Raw genomic sequence first — 12,347 nt, forward strand, 5'->3', positions numbered from 1 at the left:
CTTCGTTCCCCTTCTCACGTTATTCTTCCATATCCTCGGCAAAGGAATCCCTAAAGTGCCGAACGGCACTGTGTGCCACATCGACCGAAAATCCCCGTTGGCAGAGCGTTGCCATCATCTTCTGTTCCCTGTCGCCCGCTTTGTACTTCATGGCAAGGACACGCTCCGCTGCCATCGTCTCGCGTTCATCCGTGTCCTCGGGGACGACGCTCCACACAAGATCATGGTCAAAGCCACGATGGATGAGCTTTGCGCAGATCTGCCGCACCGAGTCACGGCTCTCCTGATAGAGATACATGAACTGCTGTGCACAGAGATCGGCATCATCGAGGTAATGGCGCTCGATCAGGCGCGCGATTGCGGCATCGATCTCCTCTGTCGGGAAGCCCTTACGCATCAGTTTTTCCCGCAGCCTTTTTTCGCTGTGTGCCTGACGCGCAAGATAGTCCACCGCTGTCATGAGGGCTGTGCGCTCCTCCCGCTTTTTGCCCCCGCGCCCTGCTTCAGCCTGCGCAGGCGTCATTCATCTTCTCCCATCGGCGGCTCCTGTGTCGGCAGATCCGAAGGATCCTGCGCTGCTGCCTCAGTGGCAGCAGTCTTCTTGCCTGCTCCCTTTTTCTTCGGCTTCACTCCCTCGACGAGGAGCTTCGTGCGGATCTTCTCCTCGATCTCGGCGATCATCTCGGGTTTTTCCTCAAGAGTCGCCTTGGCGTTTTCCTTGCCCTGTCCGAGGCGTGTTCCCTCGTAGGAGAACCATGCGCCGCTCTTATCGACGATGTCCAGCTCGACGCCCATGTCAATGATGCTGCCGAGACGTGAGACACCCTCCCCGTACATGATGTCAAACTCCGCTGTCTTGAACGGCGGCGCGACCTTGTTTTTAACGATCTTGGCACGCGTACGATTGCCGAGGGATTCCGTGCCCTGCTTGATGGAATCGGCGCGACGCACATCAATGCGCACTGATGCATAGAATTTCAGCGCGCGCCCACCCGTCGTCACCTCCGGATTGCCATAGGTAACGCCGATCTTCTCGCGCAGCTGATTGATGAAGACGGCGGCCGTACGCGTCTTGCTGATGATGCCCGTCAGCTTGCGCATCGCCTGACTCATGAGTCGCGCCTGCAGACCGACCACAGAGGTGCCCATATCGCCCTCAATTTCGGACTTCGGCACGAGAGCTGCGACCGAGTCCACGACAATGATGTCAATCGCGGCACTGTGCACGAGCGCATCCACGATTTCAAGTGCCTGCTCGCCCGTATCCGGCTGTGAGATGAGGAGCTCCTCGATGTTGACGCCGAGCTTGCGTGCATACTCCGGGTCAAGGGCATGCTCTGCGTCGATGAATGCCGCAATACCACCTGCCTTCTGCGCCTCGGCGATCATGTGCAGCGTGACCGTCGTCTTGCCCGAGGACTCGGGGCCAAACACCTCGATGATGCGTCCGCGCGGAATGCCGCCGACGCCAAGTGCGATATCGAGCGGCAGGATCCCCGTGGAGATCACCTCGACGTTCATGTTCGCCTTGGCTTCACCGAGGCGCATGATCGCCCCCTTGCCATGCGCCTTCTCGATGTTCTGCAGGGCATTCTCAAGTGCCTCCTCACGCGTCATCGGCTTATCGAGTTTGCTTGCCCGCTTGTCCTTTTCTGCCATCTGTATCTCCTTGTTCGTTTCTGTGAAAGAATTCTCTCCTTCAATTATATAAAAATCCCCGCTCCTTTGTCAAAGGAAAATGCGGGGATGTGTTCTGAAAAGGAGATTACTTCAAATGTGCACGAACGGCTTCATTGATGAGTTTCCCATCAGCACGCCCTTTGACGCGCGGCATGAGGACCCCCATTACCTTGCCCATGTCCTTTGCCGTCACTGCACCGACTTCGGCGACAGCATCCGCCACGAGCTTCTTCACCTCATCGATACTGAGCTGTGTAGGGAGATAAGGCATCAAAACATCAATCTCCGCCTTGGTCTTGGCAACGAGATCATCGCGCTTGCCGCGTGCGAACTCCTCAATGGAATCGCGGCGCATTTTCACTTCCTTGGAGATGACGCCGATCACCTCATCATCTGTGAGTGTCTTCTTCCCATCGATCTCTGCCTGACGCACCGCACCTCGCACCAGGCGAATGACGGAAAGGCGGTCCTTCTCGCCCCGCTTCATGGCTTCCTTCATATCTGCCGTAAGCTTTTCCATGAGTGACATTGCTTTCATCCTTTCCTATAAAAAGAAAAACATCCGCAGCACTGCGCCGCGGATGCCTTATGCAGTCAGCCCCTGTATTTGCGTTTGCGTGCCGCCTCAGACTTCTTCTTGCGGCGAACGCTCGGTTTCTCGTAATGTTCACGCTTTCGAACTTCGGCAAGAGTACCGGCCTTCTGTGACATACGCTTAAAGCGGCGGAGAGCACTGTCGATCGACTCATTCTTGCCGACCTTGATTTCATTTGCCATGCATTTCCCCTCCCTCCACGCGCGGAGTATTTCGCATCTCAAAATGATGCTCTGTCATTATACTCCATAGGGATAATTCGTGTCAATCTTGTAATCAAATTTTCACAAAATAAGGCTTGAGCCCTATCTTCATTTTATACTCATCTGAACATTTATTTATACATAGTATCTATTGATAAAAATTTTCTATATTTTATGCCTTGCCTATTGACAATCTATCTCACCATGGCGTATCATCTTCCTATCGTCGTTTCACCAATCTAGCAAATGTTCAGTTTTTAAGGAGCAATATTCATGAAAATGACCACAAAAATCCTATCTCTCCTGCTCGTCCTCCTCACGACAGCGCTCCTCGGCTGCGGCGGATCACAGCAATCCGCGGAGAAGAAAGCGGAGAAACCGTTCCGCATCGTCACCTCGTTCTATCCCATGTATATAGCAGCCATCAACATCACAGACGGCGTAGACGGTGTGGAAGTCACCAATATGACGAAACCGCAGACAGGATGCCTGCACGACTACCAACTCATGACCGAGGACATGAAAACACTCGAACATGCCGATGCCTTTGTCATCAACGGTGCCGGCATGGAGGACTTCATGGACAAGGTAACGGGCGCACAGAAGGAAATGAAGATCATCGATGCGTCGCGCGGCATTGAGCTGATCCACGACGACGAGGGCGACAACCCCCACGTCTGGCTGAGCGTCACCGACGCCATCGCGCAGGTGCGCAACATTGCCGATCAGCTGAAGGAAGCCGATCCTGCCCATGCAGACGCTTATGAGAAAAATGCTTCCGCCTACATCGAAAAGCTCACGGCACTGAAAACAGAGATGCACGCCGCGCTCGACGGTGTTCCACATAAGGACATTGTGACATTCCACGAGGCATTCCCCTACTTTGCGAAGGAGTTCCATCTGAACATCATTGCCGTCGTCGAGCGCGAGCCGGGGACGGAGCCGACACCGAGCGAGCTGCAGGAAACCATCGAGCAGGTAAATGCACTCCCGACCAAGGTGCTCTTTACCGAGCCGCAGTACTCCCCTGCCGCCGCAGAGACGATTGCACGTGAGACGGGCGCAAAGATCTATACGCTCGATCCCGTCGTCACGGGAGAAGCAACGCCTGCGGCAAAGAATGCATACATCGACACCATGAAGAAGAATATGGAAGTACTGAAAGAAGCCCTTCAATAACAGCATACACATATAGAAAAAGAGCTTGCCGAACACGGCAAGCTCTTTTTCTGTGAAATTATCGTCCGAGTGCGCGATGCGCAATATCCTTGCGATAGTAAGCATCTTTGAAGGAAATCTTCGTAGCAGCAGCATAGGCCGCATCGACGGCAGAGGATATATCCGCACCGCGCCCAACCACGCCGAGCACGCGTCCGCCATTGGTGACGAGCTTCCCATCTTTCATCGCCGTTCCGGCATGGAAGACGAGTGCACCCATCGCCTCGGCGTCGGCAAGCCCATGGATCTCCTGCCCCTTGTCATAATGTCCCGGATAGCCGCCCGAGGCAAGCACGACACAGACGGCCGCGCCGTCCTTCCAACGGATGGGAACGTCGGCGAGAGTTCCGTCTGCACAGGCACACATGATTGTCACGAGATCGCTGTCGAGAAGCGGAAGAACAACCTGCGTCTCTGGATCGCCGAACCGCGCGTTGAACTCCACGACCTTCGGGCCATCCGCCGTCACCATCAGACCAAGATAGAGACAGCCGCGATAGATGCGTCCTTCCTTCGCCATGGCGGCGATGGTCGGCTTTAGAATCTCCTCCACGGCACGCTCCGTCATCTCCGGTGTCATGACCGGCGCAGGCGCATAGGTCCCCATGCCGCCCGTATTCGGTCCGCGGTCACCGTCATAGGCACGCTTGTGATCCTGCGCGCTGATCATCGGACGGATCGTCGTCCCATCGGTAAAGGCGAGAAGGGATGCCTCCTCCCCCTCCATAAATTCCTCAATGACGACGCGTGCCCCCGCATCACCAAAGGAGTGATCCTCCATGATGGCATCGACGGCATCGAGTGCCTCCTGCTCCGTCATGGCGACGATAACGCCCTTGCCTGCCGCAAGGCCATCCGCCTTGACGACGATGGGAGCGCCCTCCTGACGGATGTAGGCGCGTGCGGGTTCTGCCGCGGTAAAGACCTCATAGCGCGCCGTCGGGATTCCATACTTTTTCATGAGATCCTTAGCGAAGGACTTCGAGACCTCGATCTCCGCTGCGTTCGCGCGCGGGCCAAAGGCACGAATGCCCGCCGCCTCGAGCTCATCCACCAGCCCATTCATCAGCGGCACCTCGGGGCCAACGACGACAAGTCCGATATCTTTCTCCTTGACAAAGCGCAGGATCTTCGCATGATCGTCAAGTGCAATCGCCGCCGACGCGTCCATGCCGGGATTGCCGGGGATGGCGTAAATCTGCTCCGTCTGCGGGCTTTCCGAGAGTTTCCAATACAGAGCGTGCTCGCGCCCGCCCGAGCCGATGACAAGAATATTCACGTCGTCTTCCTCATTTTTCTATCTGCTGTGAGAGATATGCTCCGATGGCACGGTCATACTCTGCCGTATGAGCAAATGCCTCCTGCGCCAGACGCATCCGCGTCATGCCGTCCACCGCACCGTCTTTTTCGATCATCGCGGCGATTTCTGCATAGCGCGACGGATTGGTAATGACAGTGACGAACTTAAAGTTCTTCGCTGCGGCACGAATCATCGCGGGACCGCCGATGTCGATCTGCTCGACCGCCTCGGCAAGTGTAACGTTGGGCTTCGCCACGGTCTCTACGAACGGATAGAGATTGACGACAACGAGATCAATCGGTGTGATCTTCAGCTCCCGCAGCGCCTTCTCGTGCTCCGGATTGCCGCGCACAGCGAGAATCCCGCCGTGCACGAGGGGATTCAAGGTCTTGACGCGGCCATCCATAATCTCAGGAAACCCGGTGACATCACTGACGTAGATAACGGGAATCCCCGCCTCACGCAGCGCCTTCATCGTCCCGCCCGTAGAGACGATCTCAATGCCTGCCTTCTGCAGTGTCCGTGCGAATTCGACGACACCACTCTTATCGGATACGCTGATCAGGGCACGTTTTATCTTCATAATGCTCCTCCTTCGGCAGGGGGCAGGATGTGTACCTGTCTGCCGTCTGTACGAAGTCTGCCATCAACATAGAGTCGAATTGCTGCAGGAAAGATCCGATGTTCCTCCTTTAGAACGCGTGCGGCAAGGCTGTCCTCCGTATCCCCTTCTGCTACAGGCACAGCTGCCTGAAGAATGATGGGGCCGGAGTCCGTCCCCTCATCCACAAAGTGCACCGTACATCCGCTGACCTTCACCCCGTAGGCCAATGCATCCCGATGGGCATGCGCCCCAGGGAAACTTGGCAGCAGTGCGGGGTGGATATTGAGGATGCATCCCGCATAGGCACGCACGAAGAATGGCGACAGGATCCGCATAAACCCTGCCAGCACGACGAGTGTGACCCCGTGCGCATGCAGTTGTTCGAGCAGTACACGCTCAAAGTCCTCGCGTTCAGCATATTCTTTGCGCACAACGGCAGCGGCAGGGATGCCATGTTCCCGCGCGCGCGTGAGCGCATAAGCCTCCGCCTTGTCTGCCAGGACGACGGCAATCTCCGCACAGATGTCCCCGCGCTCCACGGCATCGATGATGGACGCAAGGTTCGACCCGCGCCCCGAGCAGAGCACTCCAATCTTTTCCCTAGGCATCAAAGACACCGCCCTTGATCGTCGTCTCATGTGCGCCCTCGGTCACGCGTCCGATCCGGAAGACCGCCTCATGCTGCGCACCGAGATGTGCCTCGATGCGCGCAGCCTCCTCCTCAGAGGCAATGAGCACCATTCCGATCCCCATGTTGAACGTGCGGTACATCTCCGCCCAGTCGACATTGCCCCACTCCTGCAGAAGGCGGAAGACCGCAGGCATCTCCCACGCGGCGGCATCGACCTCCGCGCCCATCCCATCGGGGAGGGCACGCGGAATGTTTTCATAGAACCCGCCGCCCGTGATGTGCACCATACCGTGAAGATCAAAGTCACGTATCAGCGGCAGGCACACCTGCGGATAGAGACGCGTCGGCGTCAGCAGCTCCTCGCCGATGCTGCGTCCCAATTCCTCCATATACTCATCGCCGCGGAAGCCCTTGTGCTCAAAGACGATCTTGCGCACGAGGGAGTATCCGTTGGAATGTACGCCCGAGGAAGGCAGTCCGAGCAGGACGTCTCCTACCTTCACACGCGCACTCGTGATGAGGCGTTCGCGCTCGACGACACCGACGGCAAACCCCGCGATATCGTACTCACCCACGGGGTAGAACCCCGCCATCTCCGCCGTCTCACCGCCGATGAGCGCACAGCCGGATTCCTTGCAGGCACGGGCAACGCCGGAGACCACGTCGGCAACCTGCGTCGGCTCAAGTTTGCCGACGGCAAGGTAGTCAAGAAAAAACAGAGGCTCTGCCCCCTGCACGAGGATGTCGTTGACACACATCGCCACGGCATCCTGCCCAATGGTATCATGTCGATTCAACAGGAAAGCAAGCCGCAGCTTCGTCCCGACTCCATCCGTTCCGGAGACGAGCACGGGTTCACGATAGTCCTGCGCACGCAGGGCAAACAGACCGCCGAAGCCGCCCAGATCGCCGAGCACCTCCGGACGATAGGTCGCACGCACGCTGTCTTTGATCAGCGATACGGATTCGTTGCCCGCATCGATGTCGACCCCCGCATCACGATAGGTCATCTTTTCCATGGACACTTACATCCCCCTTTCGCGCTGTGCAAGCCGCTGCTGCTCACGCGTGATCGCGTCGCCCGCGTCGAGGGCGGCATCCTCCTCGGGAACCGGGTACTGATTGTTAAAACATGCGTAGCACATGTGATCCGGATTGAGGGCAGGTACGCATGTCCGCAATCCCTCGATGGAGATGAAGTGAAGGGAATCCGCACCGATGAAATTGCGAATCTCCTCAAGGCTCTTCGTCGCCGAGATCAGCTCCTTGCGCACCGACGTATCGATGCCGTAGTAGCAGGGATCGGTGATCGGCGGGCTGCTGATGCAAACATGGATTTCACGCGCTCCGGCATTCCGCAGGAGCCGTACGATCTTGCCGCTCGTCGTGCCGCGCACGATGGAGTCATCCACCATGATGACGGACTTTCCCTCAACAACAGAGCGCACGGGACTCAGCTTCAGCTTGACCGCCGTATCGCGCTGTTTCTGCGTCGGCTGGATGAACGTCCGTCCGATGTAGCGGTTCTTGATGAGGCCCTCCGCAAACGGGATGCCCGTCTCATAGGCGAATCCCGTCGCTGCCGTCGTTCCCGAGTCCGGCACCGAGATGACCACATCACCGCGAAGCCCGGACTCGCGCGCCAGAACACGCCCCATCTCGAAGCGTGCTGCATGAACACTCTGTCCATCGATGATCGAGTCGGGGCGTGCAAAATAGATGTACTCGAAGATGCAGGAAGCAACATCCTGCCCATTGGTGAAACGGTAGGACCTAAGTGCGCCGTTCTCCACGACGACCATCTCTCCCGGCAGCACATCGCGCACGAAGGAAGCTCCGTTGACATCGAGCGCACATGTCTCGGAGGAAAGCACCCAGCCGCCCTCCTCCGTCCGTCCGATACAAAGCGGACGAAAGCCCTGCGGATCGCGCACACCGATGAGCTTGTTCTCCGTCATGATGGTCAGGCAGAATGCGCCGCGTACCTTCTGCGCGGTCTCCAAGATGCGCTCCTCGATGGTCGCCTTCTGTGAGCGTGCGATCAGATGGACAAAGACCTCCGAGTCGATCGTCGTCTGGAACACCGTACCCTTGCTCTCAAGGTCGCGGCGAATCCATGCGGCATTGGTGAGGTCGCCGTTATGCGCCAGTGCCAGCGCACCGCCGGCATAGTTGACGCGCAGCGGCTGTGCATTCGCAGCGAGACTGAACCCCGTGGTCGCATAGCGCACATGACCGATGGCAATTTTGGCATGGTCAAGATGAGGCAGTTCCGAGCGAAACACCTCGGTCACCAGCCCCATCCCTTTTTTGACGTCAATCCATGCACCGTCCGTCAGCGCAATACCCGCACTCTCCTGTCCGCGATGCTGGAGCGCAAAGAGACCGAGATACGTCATCTCGGACACATCCTCCGTCGGAGAATACACGCCGTAGATGCCGCACTCTTCCTTCCACTTTGGCACTTTTTCGTACATCGCTCTTATGCTTCTCCCGTCAGCCTGCGGAGCATCTCCTTATAGGCATCCTCTACGTTGCCGAGGTCGCGGCGGAAACGATCCTTATCCAGTTTCTCCTTCGTATCGCTGTCCCAGAAACGGCAGTTGTCCGGCGAAATCTCATCGGCAAGGATGATCTTCCCGTCGGCATCTCTGCCGAACTCCAGCTTGAAGTCAATGAGATCCACCTTCTTGGACTTGAGGAACTTCGTGAGGATATCATTGATCTTCAGCGACATGCGTTCGATCTCGTCCAGTTCCGCATCCGTCGCGATCTTCATGGCGCGGATGTGATAGCGGTTGAGCATCGGATCGCCGAGATCATCGTTCTTGTAGCAGTACTCGATGACCGGGAACGGCATCGGTACGCCCTCCTCGAGCCCGAGGCGCTTGGCGAGCGAGCCGGCCGCCACATTGCGGATGATGACCTCAAGCGGAATAATCGTGAGCTTCTTCACGAGCATCTCACGATCGCTCGGCATGGAGATATAGTGATGAGCGATGCCCTCCTTCGCCAGCAGGTCGAAGAAAAATGCCGACATCTTGTTGTTCATGATCCCCTTGCCCACGATCGTGCCGCGCTTCGCGCCGTTCCCCGCCGTCGCGTCGTCCTTGTAGTAGACAAGGTACTCATTCGGATTGTCCGTGGCATAAATGATCTTTGCTTTTCCCTCATAAAGAGCCTCTTTACGCTCCATCGTTGTCCTGCCTTTCTTCCCAAATAATAGAAAAATCCCTTAGAGCTGTGCCGCGACGCGATCTGCCTTCTTCTCGACCTCCAGCACCATCTTTTCCCGATAGTCCATGAGTGCCTCGGCGATGGCAGTATCGTATACGGCGAGGATCTCCGCTGCAAAGATTGCCGCATTCTTCGCACCGTTGACTGCCATGGTCGCTACGGGTACGCCCGACGGCATCTGCACCGTGCTGAGCAGCGCATCCATCCCGTTCAGCGGCGTCGCATTGACCGGAACTCCGATCACCGGTTTGATCGTATAGCTCGCTACGACACCTGCGAGATGCGCCGCTGCCCCTGCCGCCACGATAAATGCGGCAAATTCTTTGTCGTGATCTGCCTCCATAACAAAATCACGAACGATAGACGGCGTACGATGTGCTGACGCCACCTTAACAACTGGCTCGATACCAAAGTGTTTCAGGAGCTCAACTGCCGGCTTCAGAATCGGCCAATCAGAATCGCTGCCCATCAAAACTGCTACCTTCATATTATCATCTCCTCATGCCTATGATAGCGAGATTTCAAATTCATGTCAATAGAACGAAAAAAGGACTGCCGTATCGCAGGATACAGCAGTCCCATAGAACAAGTCTCAATTTTCTTTGCTTGTATCGTGCAGGGGCTCACCAAAGATCAGTGTGTCCAGAAGATCGATCAGTTGATTGATCTCTGGTTTCGATACCTGTCCCGATGCACCGAGGCTCTCGCCCTTGCGCCTCATCTCCTCGCTGATGAGCGAGGAGAAGAGAACAAGCGGAACCTCCCCAAGGCGGTCGTCCTCGCGCACGAGCTTCAGCAGACGATGTCCATCCATCTTTGGCATCTCTACATCGGAGATGATGATACGGACGTGGTTCTCGATCGGCCCATTCTTGCGTGCAAGATCCTGCAGATAATCCCATGCATCCTGTCCGTTGCCGAAGTCACGAATGAACTTGTAGCCTGCCTCATGCAGTGTCGTCACGAGGAGTTCACGCAACATCTTGGAGTCCTCGGCAACGACGACATGCGCCGTACCGCGCCGCGTTTTGGCATCCTGTGTTGCCTCGGCAACCGTCGTGAGCTTCTGGTTGATCTCGGGATTGATCTCCGCGATGATCGTCTCAAAGTCCAGCAGTAGAACGATACGATCTTCCATCTTGATGATGCCGACCACGCGCGACCCTTCACCAACATTCGGTGCCGGCTCCATATTTTTCCACGAGATACGATGGATACGGTAAACACTGCCAACGAGGAAACCGATGTCATAGTTATTGATCTCTGTCACGATGATGTTCTGCAGCTCATCCGACGTCTGGAGATTAAGGCAGCGTGCCATATTGACAAGAGGGATTGCCTTACCGCGCAGTGTGAACAAGCCATCGACATAGGGATGGGCCTCTGGCATGGCAGTCACCGGCACACGCGTAATGACCTCGCGTACCTTCGCGACATTGATGCCGTAGTTCACTTTCCCTATGCTGAACTCAACAATCTCAAATTCGTTTGTTCCTGTCTCAAGCAGGATGCCCTTTTTCTCTTCGGTTACCGTATCTGCCATTTATCTCTCCCCCTGCACGTCAACATTCTTCGCTATGCTCTCTATTCGCCCTTGGAAGAAAAAATCCTTCCTTGGATTAAGAAAAAACTAGTTCTTTTTGTGTTCTTCCAATAAGTACGTCCATCCATCCTCTTGATGGATGCGGCCTTCCTTCATCAACCGCCCAAGGGCGCGCTTAAATGCGGCCTTACTGATCCCGAAACGATCCTTAAGCACCGCAGGAGATGTCGCGTCCGTATACGGCATCTTTCCGCCATGTTCCATCAAAAGTGCGAGCAGGCGATCAGCATCCAGCTTGCGCGCGTCCTCTTTCGGGGGGCGCAGGGACGCGTTCAGCCGCCCGTCCTCACGCAGATAAGTCACGCGAATCTCGACGGTCTCGCCGACGCGTGGCCGCCACGGAGCCTCCTGATGATCGATGAACGCAATATAGTGCTCCTCAGTAAAGAGAAAAATACCGCGTTCTGTAATGTTATAGACAGAGCCTCTCAGCCGATCGCCTACATGCACACCCGTGGCAGGGCGAGAGGCACGGCGCAGCTCATCCTCCACCTCCATCGTTACGGCAAGGCGCCCGGACTTATCCGTATAGAGCTTCGCCCAAACTACCTCACCGACCTGCGGCCGTCCGCGCATCCCTGCGTAAGGCAGAAAAATGCCGCGCTCTGCTCCGACATCGAGAAAGGCGCCTTCCTTCGTCACGTTGATGACACGCAGACGAGCAACCTGCCCTTCCTTCATGCGCGGTGTACGCATACTCGCCGTCAGCCGCCGTTTCGGATCGAGGTAAAGAAAGACGCGGACGCGGTCGCCCACCTTGACCGGTGCAGTCTGCTGCATCGTGTGCAGCAGAATATCATCACTCGTATTGCCCGTTTCTGCATCCAAAAAGACGCCCCACTCGGATTCGCGCACGGCAGTGAGTTCCGCCACCTGACTGGGGCCGTATTTACGGTGCGCAGGCACGGGCTTTTGCAGCTCCGCCACGGCCTATTCTTCATAGGGCGTGAGTTTGGCATCGCCCCAGAGCCGCTCCAGCGCATAGTACTCGCGCGCATCCTGCTGAAATATGTGTGCCACCGTATCACCGTAGTCGAGCAGCACCCACTCGCCCTCTCGGTAGCCCTCCTTGTGGAGAAAGTTCACCCCTGCCTCCTCCATCTTCTCCTCGATATTGTCTGCGATCGCGCGCACCTGCGTCGCAGTATTTGCGGAGCAAATAATAAAATAGTCATTGGTCGACATCAGTCCGACCATATCCATCTGTACGATGTCGCGCGCCTTCTTTTCATCCGCTGCCGCCTGAATCACACGGCATTTTTCCTGCTCTGTCAAA

The 12,347-nt window shown here is 56.5% G+C and carries 15 protein-coding genes; 1 reads left to right on the top strand and 14 read right to left on the bottom strand.

Annotation, left to right across the window (positions count from 1 at the left end):
* Positions 1 to 19: 19 nt before the first annotated feature.
* The 4 genes from HMPREF9166_RS01935 to rpsU all read right to left on the bottom strand — a co-directional run bounded on the left by HMPREF9166_RS01935 (position 20) and on the right by rpsU (position 2,457).
* Positions 20 to 523, bottom strand: coding sequence for a regulatory protein RecX (locus HMPREF9166_RS01935; RefSeq protein WP_009442359.1), 504 nt, complete (start codon positions 521 to 523; stop codon positions 20 to 22).
* Positions 520 to 1,659, bottom strand: a complete 1,140-nt coding sequence (gene recA, locus HMPREF9166_RS01940) for a recombinase RecA (RefSeq protein WP_009442360.1) — start codon at positions 1,657 to 1,659, stop codon at positions 520 to 522. The genes HMPREF9166_RS01935 and recA overlap by 4 nt, the downstream gene beginning before the upstream one ends.
* Before the next feature lie 106 nt (positions 1,660 to 1,765).
* Positions 1,766 to 2,209 carry a GatB/YqeY domain-containing protein gene (locus tag HMPREF9166_RS01945; RefSeq protein WP_039980847.1) on the bottom strand — a complete coding sequence of 148 codons (444 nt, stop codon included), beginning with the start codon at positions 2,207 to 2,209 and terminating at the stop codon, positions 1,766 to 1,768.
* Positions 2,210 to 2,274: 65 nt separating this feature from the next.
* Positions 2,275 to 2,457, bottom strand: coding sequence for a 30S ribosomal protein S21 (rpsU, locus tag HMPREF9166_RS01950; protein ID WP_005841552.1), 183 nt, complete (start codon positions 2,455 to 2,457; stop codon positions 2,275 to 2,277).
* Between the two features lie 294 nt (positions 2,458 to 2,751).
* Between rpsU and HMPREF9166_RS01955 the strand changes: the two genes are divergently transcribed.
* On the top strand, positions 2,752 to 3,657 hold the full coding sequence (locus HMPREF9166_RS01955; RefSeq protein WP_009442362.1) for a metal ABC transporter substrate-binding protein: 906 nt from the start codon (positions 2,752 to 2,754) through the stop codon (positions 3,655 to 3,657).
* 58 nt (positions 3,658 to 3,715) lie between these two features.
* Here the strand turns inward: HMPREF9166_RS01955 and purD are convergent, their stop codons facing one another.
* From purD to rsfS, 10 genes are all read right to left on the bottom strand, one after another.
* Positions 3,716 to 4,975: a phosphoribosylamine--glycine ligase gene (gene purD, locus HMPREF9166_RS01960; protein WP_009442363.1), complete on the bottom strand. Its 1,260-nt coding sequence runs from the start codon at positions 4,973 to 4,975 to the stop codon at positions 3,716 to 3,718.
* 10 nt (positions 4,976 to 4,985) lie between these two features.
* Entirely contained in the window at positions 4,986 to 5,579 is a 594-nt protein-coding gene (locus HMPREF9166_RS01965; RefSeq protein ID WP_009442364.1) for an IMP cyclohydrolase, read from the bottom strand.
* Positions 5,576 to 6,208 (bottom strand): phosphoribosylglycinamide formyltransferase, encoded by a 633-nt coding sequence (purN, locus tag HMPREF9166_RS01970; protein WP_009442365.1) that lies wholly within the window; start codon positions 6,206 to 6,208, stop codon positions 5,576 to 5,578. The genes HMPREF9166_RS01965 and purN overlap by 4 nt, the downstream gene beginning before the upstream one ends.
* Complete coding sequence (gene purM, locus HMPREF9166_RS01975) at positions 6,201 to 7,250, bottom strand: phosphoribosylformylglycinamidine cyclo-ligase (protein WP_009442366.1); 1,050 nt, start codon at positions 7,248 to 7,250, stop codon at positions 6,201 to 6,203. The genes purN and purM overlap by 8 nt, the downstream gene beginning before the upstream one ends.
* Positions 7,251 to 7,256: 6 nt before the next feature.
* The gene (gene purF, locus HMPREF9166_RS01980; protein ID WP_009442367.1) at positions 7,257 to 8,708 is read right to left on the bottom strand and encodes an amidophosphoribosyltransferase; all 1,452 of its coding nucleotides are present in this window, start codon (positions 8,706 to 8,708) and stop codon (positions 7,257 to 7,259) included.
* Positions 8,709 to 8,713: 5 nt separating this feature from the next.
* A complete protein-coding gene (purC, locus tag HMPREF9166_RS01985; RefSeq protein ID WP_009442368.1) occupies positions 8,714 to 9,427 on the bottom strand; it encodes a phosphoribosylaminoimidazolesuccinocarboxamide synthase in 714 nt (237 codons plus the stop codon).
* A gap of 39 nt (positions 9,428 to 9,466) precedes the next feature.
* Positions 9,467 to 9,955: a 5-(carboxyamino)imidazole ribonucleotide mutase gene (gene purE, locus HMPREF9166_RS01990; protein ID WP_009442369.1), complete on the bottom strand. Its 489-nt coding sequence runs from the start codon at positions 9,953 to 9,955 to the stop codon at positions 9,467 to 9,469.
* Between the two features lie 105 nt (positions 9,956 to 10,060).
* On the bottom strand, positions 10,061 to 11,011 hold the full coding sequence (locus HMPREF9166_RS01995) for a chemotaxis protein (RefSeq protein WP_009442370.1): 951 nt from the start codon (positions 11,009 to 11,011) through the stop codon (positions 10,061 to 10,063).
* A gap of 87 nt (positions 11,012 to 11,098) precedes the next feature.
* Complete coding sequence (locus tag HMPREF9166_RS02000) at positions 11,099 to 11,998, bottom strand: S1 RNA-binding domain-containing protein (protein ID WP_009442371.1); 900 nt, start codon at positions 11,996 to 11,998, stop codon at positions 11,099 to 11,101.
* 3 nt (positions 11,999 to 12,001) lie between these two features.
* Positions 12,002 to 12,346: a ribosome silencing factor gene (gene rsfS / locus HMPREF9166_RS02005; RefSeq protein ID WP_009442372.1), complete on the bottom strand. Its 345-nt coding sequence runs from the start codon at positions 12,344 to 12,346 to the stop codon at positions 12,002 to 12,004.
* Position 12,347 lies beyond the last annotated feature (1 nt).

Origin of the sequence: Selenomonas sp. oral taxon 149 str. 67H29BP (genome assembly GCF_000146365.1) — a bacterium.
GTDB classification, from domain to species: Bacteria; Bacillota; Negativicutes; order Selenomonadales; family Selenomonadaceae; genus Centipeda; species Centipeda felix.

Excerpts from the sequence above, each read along its gene's own strand:
- HMPREF9166_RS01995 (WP_009442370.1), bottom strand. The coding sequence starts at position 11,011 with ATGGCAGATACGGTAACCGAAGAGAAAAAGGGCATCCTGCTTGAGACA.
- purC (WP_009442368.1), bottom strand. The coding sequence starts at position 9,427 with ATGGAGCGTAAAGAGGCTCTTTATGAGGGAAAAGCAAAGATCATTTAT.
- HMPREF9166_RS01955 (WP_009442362.1), top strand. The coding sequence starts at position 2,752 with ATGAAAATGACCACAAAAATCCTATCTCTCCTGCTCGTCCTCCTCACG.
- HMPREF9166_RS01935 (WP_009442359.1), bottom strand. The coding sequence starts at position 523 with ATGACGCCTGCGCAGGCTGAAGCAGGGCGCGGGGGCAAAAAGCGGGAG.
- rpsU (WP_005841552.1), bottom strand. The coding sequence starts at position 2,457 with ATGGCAAATGAAATCAAGGTCGGCAAGAATGAGTCGATCGACAGTGCT.
- purN (WP_009442365.1), bottom strand. The coding sequence starts at position 6,208 with ATGCCTAGGGAAAAGATTGGAGTGCTCTGCTCGGGGCGCGGGTCGAAC.
- recA (WP_009442360.1), bottom strand. The coding sequence starts at position 1,659 with ATGGCAGAAAAGGACAAGCGGGCAAGCAAACTCGATAAGCCGATGACG.
- purE (WP_009442369.1), bottom strand. The coding sequence starts at position 9,955 with ATGAAGGTAGCAGTTTTGATGGGCAGCGATTCTGATTGGCCGATTCTG.
- purF (WP_009442367.1), bottom strand. The coding sequence starts at position 8,708 with ATGTACGAAAAAGTGCCAAAGTGGAAGGAAGAGTGCGGCATCTACGGC.
- HMPREF9166_RS01965 (WP_009442364.1), bottom strand. The coding sequence starts at position 5,579 with ATGAAGATAAAACGTGCCCTGATCAGCGTATCCGATAAGAGTGGTGTC.
- purM (WP_009442366.1), bottom strand. The coding sequence starts at position 7,250 with ATGGAAAAGATGACCTATCGTGATGCGGGGGTCGACATCGATGCGGGC.
- HMPREF9166_RS01945 (WP_039980847.1), bottom strand. The coding sequence starts at position 2,209 with ATGTCACTCATGGAAAAGCTTACGGCAGATATGAAGGAAGCCATGAAG.